The sequence below is a fragment of the Streptococcus sp. HMSC071D03 genome (genome assembly GCF_001812125.1).
Taxonomy (GTDB): Bacteria; Bacillota; Bacilli; order Lactobacillales; family Streptococcaceae; genus Streptococcus; species Streptococcus pseudopneumoniae_N.
The window spans coordinates 1-18,268 of the sequence record NZ_KV807791.1; the positions used below are offsets into that span (position 1 = coordinate 1).

19 protein-coding genes are annotated in these 18,268 nt (G+C 40.4%); 15 read left to right on the forward strand and 4 right to left on the reverse strand.

What is annotated here, in order from left to right:
• Positions 1 to 37 precede the first annotated feature (37 nt).
• Positions 38 to 586: an NADPH-dependent FMN reductase gene (locus HMPREF2837_RS08195; RefSeq protein ID WP_049548553.1), complete on the reverse strand. Its 549-nt coding sequence runs from the start codon at positions 584 to 586 to the stop codon at positions 38 to 40.
• A gap of 261 nt (positions 587 to 847) precedes the next feature.
• On the opposite strand from HMPREF2837_RS08195, the gene HMPREF2837_RS08200 reads away from it, so the two are divergent.
• The 5 genes from HMPREF2837_RS08200 (at position 848) to HMPREF2837_RS08220 (ending at position 6,308) form a co-directional block, all read left to right on the forward strand.
• The gene (locus tag HMPREF2837_RS08200; RefSeq protein ID WP_049548554.1) at positions 848 to 1,336 is read left to right on the forward strand and encodes a cell wall elongation regulator TseB-like domain-containing protein; all 489 of its coding nucleotides are present in this window, start codon (positions 848 to 850) and stop codon (positions 1,334 to 1,336) included.
• Complete coding sequence (locus HMPREF2837_RS08205; RefSeq protein WP_049548555.1) at positions 1,333 to 2,511, forward strand: pyridoxal phosphate-dependent aminotransferase; 1,179 nt, start codon at positions 1,333 to 1,335, stop codon at positions 2,509 to 2,511. Before HMPREF2837_RS08200 ends, HMPREF2837_RS08205 begins: the two co-directional genes overlap by 4 nt.
• A gap of 149 nt (positions 2,512 to 2,660) precedes the next feature.
• Positions 2,661 to 4,004 (forward strand): asparagine--tRNA ligase, encoded by a 1,344-nt coding sequence (gene asnS / locus HMPREF2837_RS08210; RefSeq protein WP_049548556.1) that lies wholly within the window; start codon positions 2,661 to 2,663, stop codon positions 4,002 to 4,004.
• 269 nt (positions 4,005 to 4,273) lie between these two features.
• Complete coding sequence (locus HMPREF2837_RS08215) at positions 4,274 to 5,473, forward strand: MFS transporter (protein WP_049548557.1); 1,200 nt, start codon at positions 4,274 to 4,276, stop codon at positions 5,471 to 5,473.
• A gap of 67 nt (positions 5,474 to 5,540) precedes the next feature.
• Positions 5,541 to 6,308 (forward strand): epoxyqueuosine reductase QueH, encoded by a 768-nt coding sequence (locus tag HMPREF2837_RS08220; RefSeq protein WP_006150335.1) that lies wholly within the window; start codon positions 5,541 to 5,543, stop codon positions 6,306 to 6,308.
• 72 nt (positions 6,309 to 6,380) lie between these two features.
• On the opposite strand, the gene HMPREF2837_RS08225 is transcribed toward HMPREF2837_RS08220, so the two are convergent.
• The 3 genes from HMPREF2837_RS08225 to HMPREF2837_RS08235 all read right to left on the reverse strand — a co-directional run bounded on the left by HMPREF2837_RS08225 (position 6,381) and on the right by HMPREF2837_RS08235 (position 8,563).
• Positions 6,381 to 6,914 carry a nucleoside tri-diphosphate phosphatase gene (locus HMPREF2837_RS08225; protein ID WP_004252157.1) on the reverse strand — a complete coding sequence of 178 codons (534 nt, stop codon included), beginning with the start codon at positions 6,912 to 6,914 and terminating at the stop codon, positions 6,381 to 6,383.
• A gap of 88 nt (positions 6,915 to 7,002) precedes the next feature.
• Positions 7,003 to 7,779, reverse strand: a complete 777-nt coding sequence (gene recX / locus HMPREF2837_RS08230) for a recombination regulator RecX (protein WP_049548558.1) — start codon at positions 7,777 to 7,779, stop codon at positions 7,003 to 7,005.
• A gap of 10 nt (positions 7,780 to 7,789) precedes the next feature.
• Positions 7,790 to 8,563, reverse strand: a complete 774-nt coding sequence (locus HMPREF2837_RS08235; protein WP_075230832.1) for an aminoglycoside 3'-phosphotransferase — start codon at positions 8,561 to 8,563, stop codon at positions 7,790 to 7,792.
• 55 nt (positions 8,564 to 8,618) lie between these two features.
• Between HMPREF2837_RS08235 and rlmD the strand changes: the two genes are divergently transcribed.
• From rlmD to HMPREF2837_RS08280, 10 genes are all read left to right on the forward strand, one after another.
• Positions 8,619 to 9,986 (forward strand): 23S rRNA (uracil(1939)-C(5))-methyltransferase RlmD, encoded by a 1,368-nt coding sequence (gene rlmD / locus HMPREF2837_RS08240; protein WP_075230833.1) that lies wholly within the window; start codon positions 8,619 to 8,621, stop codon positions 9,984 to 9,986.
• 117 nt (positions 9,987 to 10,103) lie between these two features.
• The gene (gene tpiA, locus HMPREF2837_RS08245) at positions 10,104 to 10,862 is read left to right on the forward strand and encodes a triose-phosphate isomerase (protein WP_075230834.1); all 759 of its coding nucleotides are present in this window, start codon (positions 10,104 to 10,106) and stop codon (positions 10,860 to 10,862) included.
• A gap of 124 nt (positions 10,863 to 10,986) precedes the next feature.
• Entirely contained in the window at positions 10,987 to 12,723 is a 1,737-nt protein-coding gene (locus HMPREF2837_RS08250; RefSeq protein ID WP_075230835.1) for an ABC transporter ATP-binding protein, read from the forward strand.
• Between the two features lie 10 nt (positions 12,724 to 12,733).
• On the forward strand, positions 12,734 to 14,515 hold the full coding sequence (locus HMPREF2837_RS08255) for an ABC transporter ATP-binding protein (RefSeq protein ID WP_075230836.1): 1,782 nt from the start codon (positions 12,734 to 12,736) through the stop codon (positions 14,513 to 14,515).
• 148 nt (positions 14,516 to 14,663) lie between these two features.
• Positions 14,664 to 15,182, forward strand: a complete 519-nt coding sequence (locus HMPREF2837_RS08260; protein WP_075230837.1) for a Dps family protein — start codon at positions 14,664 to 14,666, stop codon at positions 15,180 to 15,182.
• Between the two features lie 127 nt (positions 15,183 to 15,309).
• Entirely contained in the window at positions 15,310 to 15,816 is a 507-nt protein-coding gene (locus HMPREF2837_RS08265; protein WP_075230838.1) for a dihydrofolate reductase, read from the forward strand.
• A complete protein-coding gene (locus HMPREF2837_RS11245) occupies positions 15,816 to 15,986 on the forward strand; it encodes a hypothetical protein (protein ID WP_000442255.1) in 171 nt (56 codons plus the stop codon). The genes HMPREF2837_RS08265 and HMPREF2837_RS11245 overlap by 1 nt, the downstream gene beginning before the upstream one ends.
• Positions 15,987 to 16,017: 31 nt before the next feature.
• Complete coding sequence (gene clpX / locus HMPREF2837_RS08270; RefSeq protein WP_006145154.1) at positions 16,018 to 17,250, forward strand: ATP-dependent Clp protease ATP-binding subunit ClpX; 1,233 nt, start codon at positions 16,018 to 16,020, stop codon at positions 17,248 to 17,250.
• 8 nt (positions 17,251 to 17,258) lie between these two features.
• A complete protein-coding gene (yihA, locus tag HMPREF2837_RS08275) occupies positions 17,259 to 17,846 on the forward strand; it encodes a ribosome biogenesis GTP-binding protein YihA/YsxC (protein ID WP_075230839.1) in 588 nt (195 codons plus the stop codon).
• A gap of 9 nt (positions 17,847 to 17,855) precedes the next feature.
• On the forward strand, positions 17,856 to 18,236 hold the full coding sequence (locus HMPREF2837_RS08280) for a RidA family protein (RefSeq protein ID WP_075230840.1): 381 nt from the start codon (positions 17,856 to 17,858) through the stop codon (positions 18,234 to 18,236).
• The last annotated feature ends 32 nt before the right edge of the window (positions 18,237 to 18,268 follow it).

Genomic DNA, 18,268 nt, shown 5'->3' on the forward strand with positions numbered 1-18,268 from the left:
GGGCAAACCACCCGTTAGACGGGTGGTTATGATTCAATTATTGAATAGCTTGAATCAAGTCTTTAGCTTGTTGTTTTAGTGAAGTAGCAACACTGTCTTCAAGGACTAGTTTACCATCTACCCAAGCAGAATCATTGATACGAGCTGCAATGAATTCACCTACAACTTGTGTACGGATGAATGGTAAGAGGTCTTTATAGATTGCAAAGAGTTGTTCATGACCTGCATTTGCTACTGAAGACACAGTAACGATTTTATCTTGAAGAGCAGATGGACCACGAGTTTCAGATAAGTCAAGAGCGCGTGAAAGCCAGTCAAGCAAGTTTTTAACTGTTCCAGGAATTGAGAAGTTGTAGACTGGTGAGAAAATCCAGATAGCATCAGCAGCCAGAACAGCTTCACGAGCTGCTGCTACAGCTGGAAGAGTTGGAACTTCAAGTTCTTGGTTAAAAAGTGGGATTGCTGAGTAGTCAAGGTAGCTAACCTCAGCTTTACCTGCAAGAGCTTTTTCGGCTTCTAGCGCCATTTGGTGGTTGAAGGAACCTTCACGAAGTGAACCAACGATAAATAATACTTTTTTAGACATAGGGAGTCTCCTTTATATTTTAATCAGAGCTTTCTCTGTTGTTATAAACAATGTTACAACAAAACGAAATCATTTGCAAGAAATTTGCCCAGAAAATAAAAATCGATGATAGTCAAGATTATTTTTAGGAGTAGAGATTAGGAAAAGTCTGTGAAATCAATGATTCAAGCGTCATATATTCCTGTCATAAGAGAAGTTCCGAGACAAATCCTCCTCTTTTATTCACTTGTAATTCACTTGGATAGATGGTAAAATAGACGAGTGAAAATGAGACAGAAAAAAGAAAAAAATTTCTTATTATTTCAGTACAGTATTGGCTTAACCATGCTGGCTCTAGTTGTGACCTCTTCCTTTCTTTATTTGGTGTGGCTTGGTATGAAGCCTTATCGAACTGCAAAGACAGAAGGGGAGAGACTGGCCAAGCAGTATGCTGAGCTGGAAACGGATAGTCAGATTGACTTTTTTAATGGTTTAGAGAGCTACTATAGTGTTCTCGGCCAAGATAAAAATCAAAAGCCAATAGCTGTTTTAATTGAGAAAAATAGTCAAAAAATCTATGTGTATCAACTAGAAAGTGGTACTTCACAAGAAAAAGCAGAAGCAGTTGTTAGAGAAAAAGGAGCAACTGAAATCGACAAGATTACCTTTGGACGTTACGCTGATAAGCCCGTCTGGGAAATCAAGTCTGGTGGAGACTACTATCTGGTTGATTTTGAAACAGGAGTCATACTCGAAAAGGAGAAGCTATGAAATTATCCAAACGTGTCTTAGAAATGGAAGAAAGCGTCACTCTGGCTAGCGATGCAAAAGCCAAGAAGTTAAAAGCGGAAGGAAAAGATGTTCTTTTCTTAACTTTAGGTCAGCCAGATTTCCATACTCCTGAAAACATTCAAGATGCTGCTGTTGAGGCTATTCGAGATGGACGTGCTTCTTTCTATACGGTAGCTTCAGGTTTGCCTGAATTAAAAGCAGCGGTCAATACCTATTTTGAACGTTATTATGGTTATTCTGTGGCGACAAATGAAGTCACCTTTGCTACAGGTGCCAAGTTTTCCCTTTATACTTTCTTTATGGCTGTTATCAACCCTGGAGATGAGGTAATCATTCCTACTCCTTACTGGGTCAGCTATGGGGACCAGGTTAAGATGGCCGAAGGCCTTCCAGTATTTGTCCAAGCCAAGGAAGACAATCACTTTAAAGTAACTGTGGAGCAATTAGAAGCTGCTCGCACAGATAAGACTAGAGTCTTGGTTCTTAACTCACCATCTAATCCTACCGGTATGATATACTCTCGTGAGGAATTATTAGCAATTGGAAACTGGGCAGTTGAACATGACATTCTGATTCTAGCAGATGATATTTATGGACGTTTGGTCTATAACGGGAATGAGTTCGTTCCAATCTCTAGTCTGTCAGAAGCTATTCGCAAACAAACTATTGTCATCAATGGAGTGTCTAAGGCCTACGCTATGACAGGATGGCGTGTTGGTTATGCAGTAGGTGATCCAGAAATTATTGCTGCTATGAGCAAATTGACTGGTCAAACAACTTCAAACCTAACCGCTGTATCTCAATACGCAACCATCGAAGCGCTAACTGGTCCACAAGACTCTGTAGAAACTATGCGTCAGGCTTTTGAGGAACGTCTCAATACCATTTATCCTCTCTTGAGCCAAGTTCCTGGCTTTGAAGTAGTCAAACCGCAAGGAGCTTTCTATCTCTTCCCAAATGTTAAAAAAGCTATGGAGATGAAAGGCTATACAGATGTAACAGCATTTACAACGGCTATTCTTGAGGAAGTTGGTCTGGCCTTGATTACGGGAGCAGGCTTTGGTGCGCCAGAGAATGTCCGTCTCAGCTATGCGACAGACTTGGAAACTCTTAAAGAAGCTATTCGTCGTTTGCACCTATTTATGAAAAAATAAAAATAAGATCTTCGTCGTCTTGACGGAGATTTTTTTGGATAAAACCTGAGATTTTTCTCTGATAGAATCTAGCTATCAGGCATTATTTGTGGTACAATAGTGGGTAATAATGTCTTTAGACAAGTTAAACAAAAAAAGGAAGATAAAACATGACAAAACGTGTAACAATTATCGAAGTAAAAGACTACGTTGGTCAAGAAGTCACTATTGGTGCTTGGGTTGCTAACAAGTCAGGAAAAGGAAAAATTGCCTTCTTACAATTGCGTGACGGAACAGCCTTTTTCCAAGGCGTGGCTTTCAAACCAAACTTTATCGAAAAATTTGGAGAAGAAGTAGGTCTTGAAAAATTTGACACCATCAAACGCCTAAGCCAAGAAACATCAGTCTTTGTAACAGGTGTTGTTAAAGAAGACGAGCGCTCAAAATTTGGTTATGAGTTGGATATTACAGACATCGAAGTCATCGGTGAATCTCAAGACTACCCAATTACTCCAAAAGAACACGGAACAGACTTCTTGATGGATAACCGTCACTTGTGGCTTCGTTCTCGTAAGCAAGTTGCTGTCATGCAAATCCGTAATGCTATCATCTATGCAACTTATGAGTTCTTCGACAAGAATGGCTTTATGAAGTTTGATAGCCCAATTCTTTCAGGAAATGCAGCAGAAGATTCTACAGAACTTTTCGAAACAGACTACTTCGGAACACCAGCCTACTTGAGCCAATCTGGTCAGCTTTATCTTGAAGCTGGTGCTATGGCTCTTGGTCGTGTCTTTGACTTTGGTCCAGTATTCCGTGCAGAGAAATCTAAGACTCGTCGTCACTTGACTGAATTCTGGATGATGGATGCGGAGTACTCATACTTGACACACGATGAGTCACTTGACTTGCAAGAAGCTTATGTAAAAGCGTTGCTCCAAGGTGTTCTAGATCGTGCTCCTCAAGCCTTGGAAACCTTGGAACGTGATACAGAGCTCTTGAAACGTTATATTGCTGAGCCGTTCAAACGTATTACTTACGATGAAGCGATTGATCTCTTGCAAGAGCATGAAAATGATGAAGATGCTGACTACGAACATCTTGAGCATGGAGATGACTTTGGTTCACCACACGAAACTTGGATTTCAAACCACTTTGGTGTGCCAACATTTGTCATGAACTACCCAGCAGCCATCAAGGCCTTCTATATGAAACCAGTTCCTGGTAACCCGGATCGTGTGCTTTGTGCAGACTTGCTTGCACCAGAAGGTTACGGAGAAATCATCGGTGGTTCCATGCGTGAGGAAGACTACGATGCCCTTGTCGCTAAGATGGAATCACTTGGAATGGATCTTACAGAGTACGAATTCTACCTTGACCTTCGTAAATATGGTACAGTACCACACGGTGGATTTGGTATTGGTATCGAGCGTATGGTAACCTTCGCAGCTGGAACTAAACACATCCGTGAAGCTATTCCATTCCCACGTATGTTGCACCGTATCAAACCATAATAGCCATAAAAACGCCGTCTGGCGTTTTTATACTCTTCGAAAATCTCTTCAAACTACGTCAGCTTCACCTTGCCGTATATATGTTACTGACTTCGTCAGTTCTATCCACAACCTCAAAACAGTGTTTTGAGCAACCTGCGGCTAGTTTCCTAGTTTGCTCTTTGATTTTCATTGAGTATTACTTTAAATGAAAGAGGTGGAGAAAATGTAGGCAACTCTAAGTAAGTCTTTTAGAAAAACTCATATTACATATTGAAAGAGAGAAAACAATGTTTAAAAGAACTTACAAACGCAATATTCCACTCCTAGCAGGTCTGGAATTCACTTCTTATTTTGGGATTACCAGTTTTTGGATTTTATTTTTCATTCAAAATGGTCTATCCTTGCTTCAAATCGGTCTATTAGAGAGTATCTTTCATGGGACAAGTCTCTTGTGTGAAATCCCATCTGGTATGTTGGCCGATCGATTTAGTTACAAGACCAATCTCTATTTGGCACGCTTGGCCAGTATTGTGTCCTCTATCTTGATTTTGTTTGGTCAGGGGAATTTTTGGATTTATGCGATTGCCATGATGGTTAATGCTTGGTCCTACAATTTTGACTCAGGAACCAGTACCGCTTTCTTATATGATTCGGCGGTTGAAGCGGGTCAAAAGGACCGTTATCTTCAGATTTCTAGCTTTTTGTCTGGTGTGGCAGAAGTCACCCGAACCCTAGGTACAGTTGTGGCAGGCTTCTTTATTCACGGAGCACTTGCCTGGACCTATCTGATTGCCATAGGATTTTCATTTCTTTCTATCATTTTGATTTATTTTATGAAAGAACCAATGGCTAAGAGAGAGAAAAATGAAGTCTTAACCTTTAAAATGATTGTCCAGCAAGTTCGTAAAGAATGGCAGGAAAAACCAGTACTCTTTTACTGGATGCTGACTTATCAGCTAGTAGGGACACTCATGTGTATGTTTTACTTTTATTATCAGCAGAAAATAAGTGACTTAGCAGGATGGCAGGTTTCACTGGTTATGCTTATTGGTAGTGGGTTAAATCTTATAGCTGTTTATGTAGCTAGTCAAATCGGTAAAAAATGGAATAGTAATCGAGTTTTTCCGACTCTTGTTGCACTAACGGGCTTGGCCTTGTTGTTGGTGTTTTCAGGGACCCCCTTTGCTTTTCTTCTTGTATATCTTTTAACTGATACACTTTATGCAGTTTATCAGCCGATCTATTTTAATGACTTACAAGGTTATTTACCTTCCAGTGTAAGAGCAACTATGCTTAGTATCAATTCCATGCTCTTTAGTCTTTCCATGATTGTCATATTTCCACTGACAGGCTGGTTGATTGATCGTTGGGGTCTTGTAGCTATCTTTTTAGTTCTAGGCCTTATCTTGCTTTTAACCTACCCTATCCTAATAATCGGTCTAAAAAGGATGGGCAAGGTATTGGACAAGGACTTAAAAACTGAGTAAAGCACGAAAACCTATTTGCCCAAAGAGCCTTCTTGTGATAAAATAACAAGAAGAAAAGGAGAAGAGTATGATCGATGTAGAAGAAATTCTAAGTAAGATGAATCCCAATCAAAAGATCAACTATGACCGAGTCATGCAAAAGATGGTTCAAGTTTGGGAAAAAAATGAAGAAAGACCAACCATTCTCATGCACGTCTGTTGTGCTCCTTGTAGCACCTACACTCTAGAGTACTTGACCAAGTATGCGGATGTGACTATTTATTTTGCTAATTCCAATATCCATCCTAAAGCTGAGTATCACAAGCGTGCCTATGTGACAAAAAAGTTTGTTAGTGATTTCAATGAACGAACTGGCAACAATGTCCAATACCTAGAAGCACCATACGAACCCAATGAGTACCGTAAACTGGTTCGAGGTTTGGAAGAAGAACCGGAAGGTGGCGATCGTTGCAAGGTTTGTTTTGACTATCGTTTGGACAAGACAGCGCAGGTGGCTATGGACTTAGGATTTGACTACTTTGGTTCGGCCCTGACGATCAGTCCTCACAAAAATTCACAAACCATCAATAGTATCGGGATCGACGTGCAGAAAATTTACACCACTCATTATCTTCCGAGTGATTTTAAGAAAAATCAAGGTTACAAACGTTCTGTAGAGATGTGTGAAGAGTATGACATCTATCGCCAATGCTACTGTGGCTGTGTCTATGCAGCTCAAGCCCAGAATATCGACTTGGTGCAGGTCAAGAAGGATGCAACAGCCTTTATGGTAGATAAGGATATCGAGAAAGATTATTCCCATATCAAGTTCACCGTTACAAAATTAGATATTTAAACGAAAACCTGCCACATTAGGCAGGTTTTTTGATTATAAAAAAACTAGGGCAGACACCCTAGTTTGACAACTTTACCGATTCTTTAGTTCTACGTAGCGTTTGTACCAAATGTTGACATAGGCTTCTGAGAAGGGGCCACGTTCATTGTTGATCCAATCAACAAGAATCTTAACATGCTCTTTCAAAATATAGTCTAAATCATCAGGATAATTCATCTTGCGCTTGTGACGTTCATACTCTTCGACGTCCAAGAGGCGTTTTTCGCCATCTGTAAAAACTTTAACATCTAAATCATAGTCGATGTATTTTAAAGCTTCTTCGTCTAGATAGTATGGGCTAGCCATGTTGCAGTAGTAGGAAATCCCATTATCACGGATCATGGCAATGATATTAAACCAATATTTTTTGTGAAAGTAAACAATAGCCGGTTCTCGAGTTACCCAACGACGACCGTCACTTTCGGTAACAAGTGTGTGGTCGTTGACGCCGATAATAGCGTTCTCTGTTGTTTTTAGTACCATGGTGTCTCGCCAAGTGCGGTGAAGACTCCCATCATGCTTATAACTTTGAATTGTAATAAAGTCGCCTTCTTTTGGAAGTTTCATAACTAACCAACTTTCTACAATTTATAAGTTTATCGTTTACTATTGTATCACATTTTTGTTTAAAGTTCTTAGTTTTTTTATGAAAAAATTAAAGATATTCTCTTAGAGCGCTGGCTATATCCGAAAAATCATAACCTTTTCTAGCTAAAACTTGGGTCAAACGTTGCTTGAGTTCGTATCCTTCATACTTTCGTGAGTATTTGGGGTATTGCTTATCCAACTCTTTAAAAATTAGCTCTTGGACAGTTTCTTCATCGACCTGGTTATCTAGTTGATCAAAGGCAGCCTTGGCTTCTGAGTAGGAAAACCCTTTGTTGGTCAGATTTTGGATAATCTTGTCCTGCAAGGCGCGGGCTGGCAATTTTCCCTGATATTTTTTCAGTAGTTTTTCAGCTGTACGTTCTGCGACTTCCGTCAGATCAAATTCTTGTAAAACTTCTTGGATAACGGACTTAGCAACCCCTTTTTGAGAAATCTTCTGCATCAGCACATAGCTTCCCTTATCTCCTGAAAGCTGATTGGAATTGATGATAGCTTGTGCATATTGGCGGTCATTGATCCAGTTGTCGTCCTTTAGAGACTGAATGACTTGGGGAATGATTTTCTCATCAATTTCATGTTTGGCAAGATAATCTCTAACTTCTTTTTCAGTACGGGCCTTGAAGGATAAGTGGTAGAGAGCTAGATTTTTACTGTAGGAAAATTGTGCAAAGGATTTAATCTCAGTTAGTTCTTCAGCTGAGATCTCTTTCCCTTTAGTCAACATAAAGCGAACAATGGTATCCTCTGTAATGTAGCAGGTTTGGTCGTTATCAAGTTCGAGCAGATAGAGTCGTTTTTTCTTTTCAAGTTTTGTGATTTTCATGGTTTACCTCTTATCCAAATGCTTCAAAGGCAGCAACGAGTCGAAGTTTGTTGCTATCAACCAGCTCTCTCCCGTAACAGTCGAGAAATAGTTCAGCATATTTGGGGTCTTTTAAGTTGTAATTGAGGGACCAAATTGCCCAAAAGAGATCGATATGCCGATCACTGAAATCAGCCAAACCAAGATCAATGAAGCAAGAGAAATGGTCAGCATCTTTTAGAATAAAGTTCGGTAGACAGGCGTCCCCGTGAATAAAGGCATCTGTCTTTAAAAGGTGCCCTTGTTCTTGGATGAGTTGGAAGGCCTCTTCGCGACTGTTAATCTGGAATTGGGGTAGGAGTGCCTTGGCATAGAACTCCCCTTTTTCATAGTTTTTAAAGGCTCTGTCTTTATAGGTCTGTAAATGATTTTCTGATGGAAAATTGTGTGGGTTTAAGTTGTGAAGCTTTTTAAGAGCTTCTGCCATTGTTCGGCAGATTTTTTCTGGTTGGTCTAAAAAAGCGAGAGCATCATGACCAATAGCCTCTTTAGTCAGGAAGTAGTCTTTATCTGTAGATAGATAGTGGATGACTGGAGTTCCCAGTCCTTTGGTTTCAAACCACCTTGCAATGCTAGCTTCTCGCTCTAAACTTCCCTTTTGATCTATTTTCAAATAGTAACCTGAGTCAAGATAAAGGACCCTTGCGCCTGAATGAGAAGAGCTGTCAGAAAGGCTTGTCCCTTTTATATAAGTTCGTAATTGCTCAGGGAAATCCAATGAGGAAAAAGATATCTTTGTATTCATGGTTTTATTGTAACATATTCTTAACCATTGAGAAACTACGTGGTATAATAGACTTATGAATCTAAAAGTCAAACAAAAAATTCCATTAAAAATCAAGCGCATGGGGATTAACGGGGAAGGAATTGGTTTTTTCCAGAAAACCCTCGTTTTTGTTCCAGGAGCCCTCAAGGGAGAAGATATCTATTGTCAGGTGACTTCTGTTAAGCGTAACTACGTTGAGGCCAAACTGCTTGAGGTTAATAAAAAATCTAAGTTTCGAGTAGTCCCAGACTGTACTATCTATAATGAGTGTGGTGGCTGTCAAATCATGCATCTGCATTATGACAAGCAGCTGGAGTTCAAAACAGATCTCCTTCATCAAGCTCTGAAGAAATTTGAACCTGCAGGCTACGAAAACTATGAAATTAGACCAACCATTGGCATGCAGGAGCCTAAGTATTATCGGGCTAAACTGCAATTCCAAACTCGAAAGTTTAAAGGCCAAGTTAAGGCGGGATTATATGCTCAAAATTCGCATGATCTGGTTGAATTAAAAGACTGTCTGGTTCAAGACAAGGAGACACAAGCGATTGCCAACCGCATTGCTGAACTCTTGACCTATCATCAAATTCCGATTACGGATGAACGGAAAATTCTTGGAGTTCGAACTATCATGGTTCGTCGAGCACGGAAAACTGGGCAGGTTCAAATCATTATCGTCACTAATCGCCAGTTGAACTTGACTCTCTTAGTTCAAGACCTAGTCAAGGATTTTCCAGAAGTGGTGACAGTTGCAGTCAATACCAATACTGCGAAAACCAGTGAGATTTATGGAGACAAGACCGAGATTATTTGGGGTCAAGATAGTATACGCGAGGGTGTTCTTGACTATGAATTTTCTCTTTCACCACGAGCTTTTTACCAGCTCAATCCTGAACAGACTGAAATTCTCTATAGTGAAGCCGTTAAGGCCTTGGACGTGACTGAGGACGACCATCTGATTGATGCTTATTGTGGTGTTGGGACCATTGGTTTTGCCTTTGCTAAGAAAGTCAAAAGCTTGAGAGGGATGGATATTATTCCAGAAGCTATTGAGGATGCCAAAGAAAATGCTAAGCGCATGGGTTATACCAATACTCACTATGAGGCAGGTACAGCAGAAGAAGTTATTCCTCGTTGGTACAAGGAAGGCTATCGTGCAGATGCCTTGATTGTGGACCCGCCACGTACAGGTTTAGATGATAAGCTCTTGGATACCATTGTCAAATACGCACCTGAAAAGATGGTCTATGTTTCCTGCAATGTATCTACCTTGGCGCGCGATTTAGTCCGATTGGTTGAAGTCTATGACCTGCATTATATCCAGTCGGTTGATATGTTTCCACACACGGCTAGGACAGAAGCAGTGGTCAAATTAACCAGGAGAAAGCCAGCTTCTAGATAAAAACGGCAACTGGAAAGTTTTTGAAAAGAAGACTTCTAGTTACAGAGTAAGATTTGCAAGCTATCTTTAAATATGATAAAATAAGTAGAAAATAAAATGAAAAAAGAGGTATGTGAAATGTCACGTAAACCATTTATCGCTGGTAACTGGAAAATGAACAAAAACCCAGAAGAAGCAAAAGCATTCGTTGAAGCTGTAGCATCAAAACTTCCTTCATCTGATCTTGTTGAAGCTGGTATTGCAGTTCCTGCACTTGACTTGACAACTGTTCTTGCTGCTGCTAAAGGTTCAAACCTTAAAGTTGCTGCTCAAAACTGCTACTTTGAAAATGCTGGTGCTTTCACTGGTGAAACTAGCCCACAAGTTTTGAAAGAAATCGGCACTGACTATGTTGTGATCGGTCACTCAGAACGTCGTGACTACTTCCACGAAACAGACGAAGACATCAACAAAAAAGCAAAAGCAATCTTTACTAATGGTATGCTTCCAATTATCTGTTGTGGTGAAAGCCTTGAAACTTACGAAGCAGGAAAAGCAGCAGAATTCGTAGGTGCTCAAGTTTCTGCTGCTCTTGCTGGATTGACTGCAGAACAAGTAGCTTCAACAGTTATCGCATATGAGCCAATCTGGGCTATCGGTACTGGTAAATCAGCTTCACAAGACGATGCACAAAAAATGTGTAAAGTTGTTCGTGACGTTGTAGCAGCTGACTTTGGTCAAGAAGTAGCTGATAAAGTACGTGTTCAATACGGTGGTTCAGTTAAACCTGAAAACGTTGCTGAATACATGGCTTGTCCAGACGTTGACGGAGCTCTTGTTGGTGGTGCATCACTTGACCCAGAAAGCTTCTTGGCATTGCTTGACTTTGTAAAATAAGCCTTAAATATCTGAGACAGACAGTTCCCCCTCTCGAGGTTTTGGCTGCCTGTCTTCTTTTTAGTAAAATGGCGTGCGAAAGCACGCTCTTTTCTGCATTTAAGAAGAAAAAGAAAGGAGAATTATGCTTTATATTTGGTCTTATCTCAAACGTTATCCCAAGTGGTTAGTGTTAGACTTCTTCGGAGCTATTTTCTTTGTTATTGTCAATCTTGGGCTACCGACTGTTCTTGCTCGTATGATTGACCAGGGGATTAATCAAGGTAATGAAGAAAAGCTCTATTTTTGGGCTATCGTAATGTTGGTTATTATCGTCTTGGGGACATTTGGGCGGGTTGTTCTATCCTATGCTGCTAGTAAATTGACCACCAATATGGTTAAGGACATGCGAAATGATGTTTATGCTAAATTACAAGAGTATTCTCATCACGAATATGAACAAATTGGTGTTTCTTCATTGGTGACTCGTATTACCAGTGATGCCTTTGTCCTCATGCAGTTTGCGGAACAAACTCTTAAGTTGGGTGTTATCACTCCCATGATGATGCTGTCGAGTATTCTCATGATTTTCTTGACCAGTCCTTCACTAGCCTGGATTGTCGCTTTTTCCGTACCTTTTCTAGCTGTTGTAGTCATTTATGTGGCGGTCAAAACACGTCCCTTATCTGAAAAGCAACAGAAAACACTGGATAAGATTAACCAGTATGTCCGTGAAAATTTGATGGGCTTGCGAGTCATCCGTGCCTTTGCTCGTGAAGATTTCCAAGAAAATCGTTTTGAAGAGAAAAATGCAATCTATGCGGATAATTCAAATCGTTTGTTCAAATTGACTGGTTTGACGGAGCCACTATTTGTGCAAATCATTATCGCTATGATTGTAGCTATCGTTTGGTTTGCTTTGGATCCTCTCAAACAGGGAAGTTTGCAGATTGGGGATTTGGTGGCCTTTATCGAGTATAGTTTCCACGCTCTCTTGTCCTTCCTATTCTTGTCAAACCTCTTTACCATGTACCCTAGAACGGCCGTATCCAGTGAACGCTTGAAGGAAATCATGGATATGCCGATTTCCATTGATCCAAATGAGGACGGAATTCAAGAAACAGAAACACATGGTTACTTAGAATTTGATAATGTGACCTTTGCCTATCCTGGGGAAACAGAAAGCCCTGTCTTACATAACATTTCCTTTACTGCTAAACCGGGAGAAACCATTGCTTTTATCGGTTCGACTGGGTCAGGTAAGTCTACTCTGGTTCAATTGATTCCTCGATTCTACGATGTTACGCTAGGGAAAATTAAGGTTGATGGTGTTGATGTACGGGATTACCGTCTCAAATCACTCCGTCAGAAGATTGGATTTATTCCACAAAAGGCCTTGCTTTTTACTGGGACTATCGCAGACAATCTCCGTTACGGGAAAGAGGATGCCAGTCATGAGGACTTGCACCAAGCAGCTGATGTAGCCCAAGCCAAAGACTTTATCGAAAGTCGAGAAGAAGGTTTCGCAACGCATCTGGCCGAAGGGGGAAGCAATCTATCAGGTGGTCAGAAACAACGTTTGTCGATTGCACGAGCAGTTATCAAGGGTCCAGATATCTATATCTTTGACGATTCTTTCTCAGCCTTGGACTACCGTACAGATGCTATCTTACGCCGTCGTCTCAAGGAAGTGACTCAAGATGCAACGGTTTTGATTGTCGCTCAACGTGTTGGAACTATCATGGATGCTGACCAGATCATTGTCCTTGATAAGGGTGAAATCGTTGGTCGTGGCCGTCATGAAGAATTGATGGAGACCAATGACATCTATCGAGAAATTGCTGAGTCGCAGCTGAAAAATGCGTCTCTGACAGAAGAATAGGAGGTAAAGGATGAAACAACAATCTAGTCTAGCTCGTCTATGGAGCTATTTAAAAGCCTACCGTTTTTCTGTTTTCTTTGCAGTCTTTTTGAAGATAGTCAGCGTTATTATGAGTGTTATCGAGCCTTTCGTATTAGGGCTTGCCATCACAGAATTAACCAGTAATCTTCTTGATATGGCAAATGGTGTTGCAGGAGCGGGTATCAATACCAGCTATATCGCAGTAATTCTAGTAATCTATCTCTTGCGTGGGCTTCTTTACGAGTTGGGGTCTTACTACTCAAACTATTTTATGACCAATGCTGTCCAGTCTATGATACAGGATTTGCGAAATGAAATGAGCGAAAAAATCAACCGCATCCCTGTGTCCTACTTTGATAAGCACCAGTTTGGGGATTTGCTGGGACGTTTTACTAGTGATGTAGAGACCGTATCTAATGCACTCCAACAATCTTTCTTGCAGATTGTCAACGCAGTCTTTACCATTATTTTTGTTATGGGAATGGTCCTCTATCTAAATCTTCAGTTGGCTATCATTGTTATCTTGTCGATTCCAGTGACTTATTTTGGTGCTAAAACGATTCTGAATCGTTCACAGCCGTACTTTAAACAGCAGGCAGCTATATTGGGACGAATGAATGGATTTGTGCAAGAAAACTTGACAGGTTTTAATGTTTTAAAACTTTTCGGACGTGAAGAAAACTCTCAAGAGAGATTTGAAAAGATTACGGATGAATTGCAACAAGTCGGATTTAAGGCGAGCTTTATTTCAGGATTGATGATGCCTGCCCTTCACATCGTATCTGATTTAACCTACCTGATTGTTGCAGTATTAGGTGGATTGCAGGTTATTGCAGGGCGCTTGACGATTGGTAATATGCAAGCTTTCGTTCAGTATGTGTGGCAAGTCAGCCAACCGATCCAAAATATCACTCAGTTAGCTGGGCAAATGCAAAGTGCTAAGTCTTCGCTTGATCGTGTCTTCGAAGTTTTAGATGAACAGGAAGAAGTTCAAACTGCTGAAGTAAAAGAACTGGCACCATTGACAGGTCAGGTTAGCTTCAAAAATGTCGATTTCCAATATGTGGAAAACAAACCATTGATTCGCAATTTTAACTTAGATGTTGAACCTGGAGAGATGGTAGCTATCGTTGGACCTACTGGAGCAGGGAAAACAACCTTGATTAACCTTCTCATGCGTTTTTACGATGTGACAGCTGGAGCCATTTTAGTGGATGACCAAGATATTCGTGACCTGTCTCGTCAGGACTATCGTCGACAGTTTGGGATGGTCCTACAGGATGCCTGGCTCTATGAAGGCAGTATCAAGGAAAATCTTCGCTTTGGAAATCTGGATGCAACAGATGAAGAAATCGTCGAGGCTGCTAAGGCGGCCAATGTTGACCACTTTATCCGCACCCTTCCTGGTGGCTATAACATGGAAATGAACCAAGAGTCAAGTAATATTTCTCTTGGGCAAAAACAGTTGTTAACTATCGCGCGTGCTCTCTTGGCAGATCCTAAAATCTTAATTTTGGACGAAGCGACCTCATCAGTCGATACGCGCTTAGAGCTTTTGATTCAAAAAGCTATGAAGCGTTTGATGAAGGGAAGAACAGGCTTTGTCATTGCTCACCGTCTTTCGACAATTCAGGAAGCTGATAAGATTTTGGTGCTGAAAGATGGGCAGATAATTGAACAGGGAAATCATGAAAGTCTTTTGGCTGCGAAAGGTTTCTATTACGATCTTTATCAAAGTCAATTTTCTAGTAAAAACAGAGAAAATAGCTAGGATAAATAGCCACTCATTTTCTTAAATTATCAGTCAATTACAACTTTTTTAATATGAGTTAATTTCCTTGCTTTTGTCTACTTGGAGTAGTATACTAAGGTAGTAATCAATAAATATGGTTACAAAAAATAATAATGAGGTGAGAAAGATGGTAGAATTGAAAAAAGAAGCAGTAAAAGATGTAGCAACATTAACTAAACCAGCGGCAGAAGCGCTAGTAAATACAAAGGAAGTTTTGAATCAAGCAGTAGCAGACTTGTATGTAGCACATATCGCTCTTCATCAAGTTCACTGGTACATGCGTGGACGTGGTTTTATGGTATGGCATCCTAAGATGGATGAATACATGGATAGCCTTGATGGTTACCTTGATGAAATCAGCGAACGCTTGATCACTCTTGGTGGCAAACCTTACTCTACTTTGACAGAATTCCTTCAACACAGTGAAATCGAAGAAGGAGCTGGAGAGTTCCGTAACGTAGAAGAAAGTTTGGAACGTGTCCTTGAAATTTATCGTTACCTTATCACTCTTTTCCAAAAAGCATTGGATGTAACAGATGAAGAAGGTGATGATGTAACCAATGATATCTTCGTTGGTGCTAAAGCTGACCTTGAAAAAACAGTCTGGATGCTTGCGGCAGAATTAGGACAAGCACCTGGTTTGTAAGATACTGTATTTTTCTAAAAATCCGTAGAAGTTTTCTACGGATTTTTTCTATTCAGGAGGGCATTCCAAAACAGTCTTTTTTGAAGATTTTTGATAAAATAGAACTATCAATGAAAAGGATGAAAGCATGACAAAGAAAATCGTAGCCATCTGGGCTCAAGATGAAAAGGGTGTAATCGGGAAAGAGGATCGTTTACCTTGGCATTTGCCAGCAGAGTTAAAACATTTTAAAGAAACAACCTTGAATCATGCCATTTTGATGGGGCGTGTAACCTTTGATGGAATGGGACGACGATTACTTCCAGGACGTGAGACTTTAATTTTGACGCGCAATCCCGAAGAGTCAATTGAAGGAGCTCTAGTTTTCCAAAATGTTGAAGATGTTTTAGACTGGTACCATCATCAGGGTAAAAATCTCTATATCCTTGGTGGCAAGCAAATTTTTCAGCTTTTTGAACCTTACTTAGATGAGATTATTGTGACGCAAATTCATGCTCAAGTCGAGGGGGATACTTATTTTCCAGAGGATTTTGATTTGAATTCCTTTGAGACAGTTGAAAGCAAATCGTATAGCAAAGATGAGAAAAATGCTTTTGATTTTACCATCGAATATAGAAAGAGAAAGGAAGCCTAATGGAGCGTAGTATTTTTGGATTTTTTACAGCTCTTTTGTGTGCTGTCTGTCTTGTAGCTGGGACACACGCTTTTCGTAAAAAGCGCTTTGGACTTGCTACTCTACTTTGGCTCAATGCCTTTACAAACTTGGTAAATAGCATTCATGCTTTTTATATGACCTTATTTTAGAGAGAATGAATAGTTAGAACGGAAGGGAATCATGCCTACAAATAGGAAAAATGATATGATGGTTTATTGCTCATTTTGTGGCAAAAGCCAAGAAGAAGTCAAAAAAATAATTGCTGGGAACAATGCCTTTATCTGTAATGAATGTGTGGAGTTGGCTCAAGAAATTATTCGTGAGGAGTTGGCAGAGGAAGTTTTGGCAGACTTGTCTGAGGTACCAAAACCAATCGAACTCTTAAACATCTTGAACCATTATGTAATTGGTCAAGATCGTGCCAAACGTGCTCTGGCAGTGGCTGTATATAACCACTACAAACGCATCAATTTCCATGACACTCGTGAAGAGAGCGAAGATGTTGATTTGCAAAAGTCAAACATTTTGATGATTGGCCCAACTGGTTCAGGGAAGACTTTCCTTGCTCAAACCCTTGCTAGAAGTTTGAATGTACCATTTGCTATTGCGGATGCAACGGCATTGACGGAAGCTGGTTATGTTGGTGAGGACGTGGAAAATATCCTCCTCAAACTCTTGCAGGCAGCTGATTTTAACATCGAACGTGCAGAACGTGGAATTATCTACGTGGATGAGATTGACAAGATTGCTAAGAAGAGCGAAAATGTTTCCATCACACGTGATGTTTCTGGTGAAGGGGTGCAACAAGCCCTCCTCAAGATTATCGAAGGAACTGTAGCTAGCGTACCACCTCAAGGAGGACGTAAACATCCTCAACAAGAAATGATTCAAGTGGATACCAAGAATATCCTCTTCATTGTGGGTGGGGCCTTCGATGGCATCGAAGAAATCGTCAAACAGCGTTTAGGAGAAAAAGTCATTGGTTTTGGGCAAAATAACAAGGCTATTGATGAAAACAGCTCTTACATGCAAGAAATCATCGCAGAAGATATTCAGAAATTCGGAATTATTCCTGAGTTGATTGGGCGCTTGCCTGTCTTTGCAGCTCTGGAGCAGTTGACAGTAGATGACTTGGTTCGCATTTTGAAAGAGCCAAGAAATGCCTTGGTCAAACAATACCAGACCTTGCTTTCTTATGATGATGTTGAGTTAGAATTTGACGACGAAGCCCTCCAGGAAATTGCTAACAAAGCTATCGAACGCAAAACTGGTGCGCGTGGTCTTCGCTCCATCATCGAAGAAACCATGCTAGACGTTATGTTTGAAGTTCCAAGTCAAGAAAATGTGAAAACAGTTCGTATCACAAAAGAAGCGGTTGACGGAACGGCTAAGCCAATCCTAGAGACAGCCTAGAGGTGACTATGGAAATCAATACACACAATGCTGAGATTTTGCTGAGTGCGGCTAACAAGTCCCACTATCCAGAAGATGAACTTCCAGAAATTGCGCTCGCAGGTCGCTCTAATGTTGGAAAATCAAGCTTTATCAACACCATGCTCAATCGTAAGAATCTAGCTCGTACTTCTGGGAAACCAGGAAAAACACAACTACTCAATTTCTTTAATATTGATGACAAGATGCGTTTTGTGGATGTGCCTGGCTATGGTTATGCCCGTGTTTCCAAGAAGGAACGCGAAAAATGGGGTCGTATGATTGAGGAGTACTTGACTACTCGAGAAAATCTTCGGGTAGTTGTTAGTCTCGTTGACCTTCGTCATGACCCGACAGCAGATGATGTGCAGATGTACGAATTTCTTAAATATTATGAGATTCCTGTCATCATTGTGGCGACCAAGGCAGACAAGATTCCGCGTGGTAAATGGAACAAGCACGAATCAGCTATTAAAAAGAAATTAAATTTTGATCCAAGCGATGATTTTATCCTCTTTTCATCCGTAACAAAAGCAGGAATGGATCAAGCTTGGGATGCTATTTTAGAAAAATTATGAGGAATACAAATGGCAAAAACAATTCATACAGATAAAGCTCCAAAGGCAATCGGACCTTACGTTCAAGGGAAAATCGTTGGCAACCTTTTGTTTGCTAGCGGTCAAGTTCCTTTATCTCCTGAAACTGGAGAAATCGTAGGAGAAACGATTCAAGAACAGACTGAACAAGTCTTGAAAAATATTGGAGCTATTTTGGTAGAAGCGGGAACAGATTTTGAACATGTTGTCAAAACAACTTGTTTCTTGAGTGATATGAACGACTTTGTTCCTTTCAATGAGGTGTACCAAACAGCCTTTAATAAGGAATTTCCAGCTCGTTCAGCTGTAGAAGTAGCTCGTCTTCCTCGCGATGTAAAAGTCGAAATTGAAGTCATCGCAGAGATTGGATAAGCGAGTTGAAGTTTGGTTCTTCCAAACTTCTT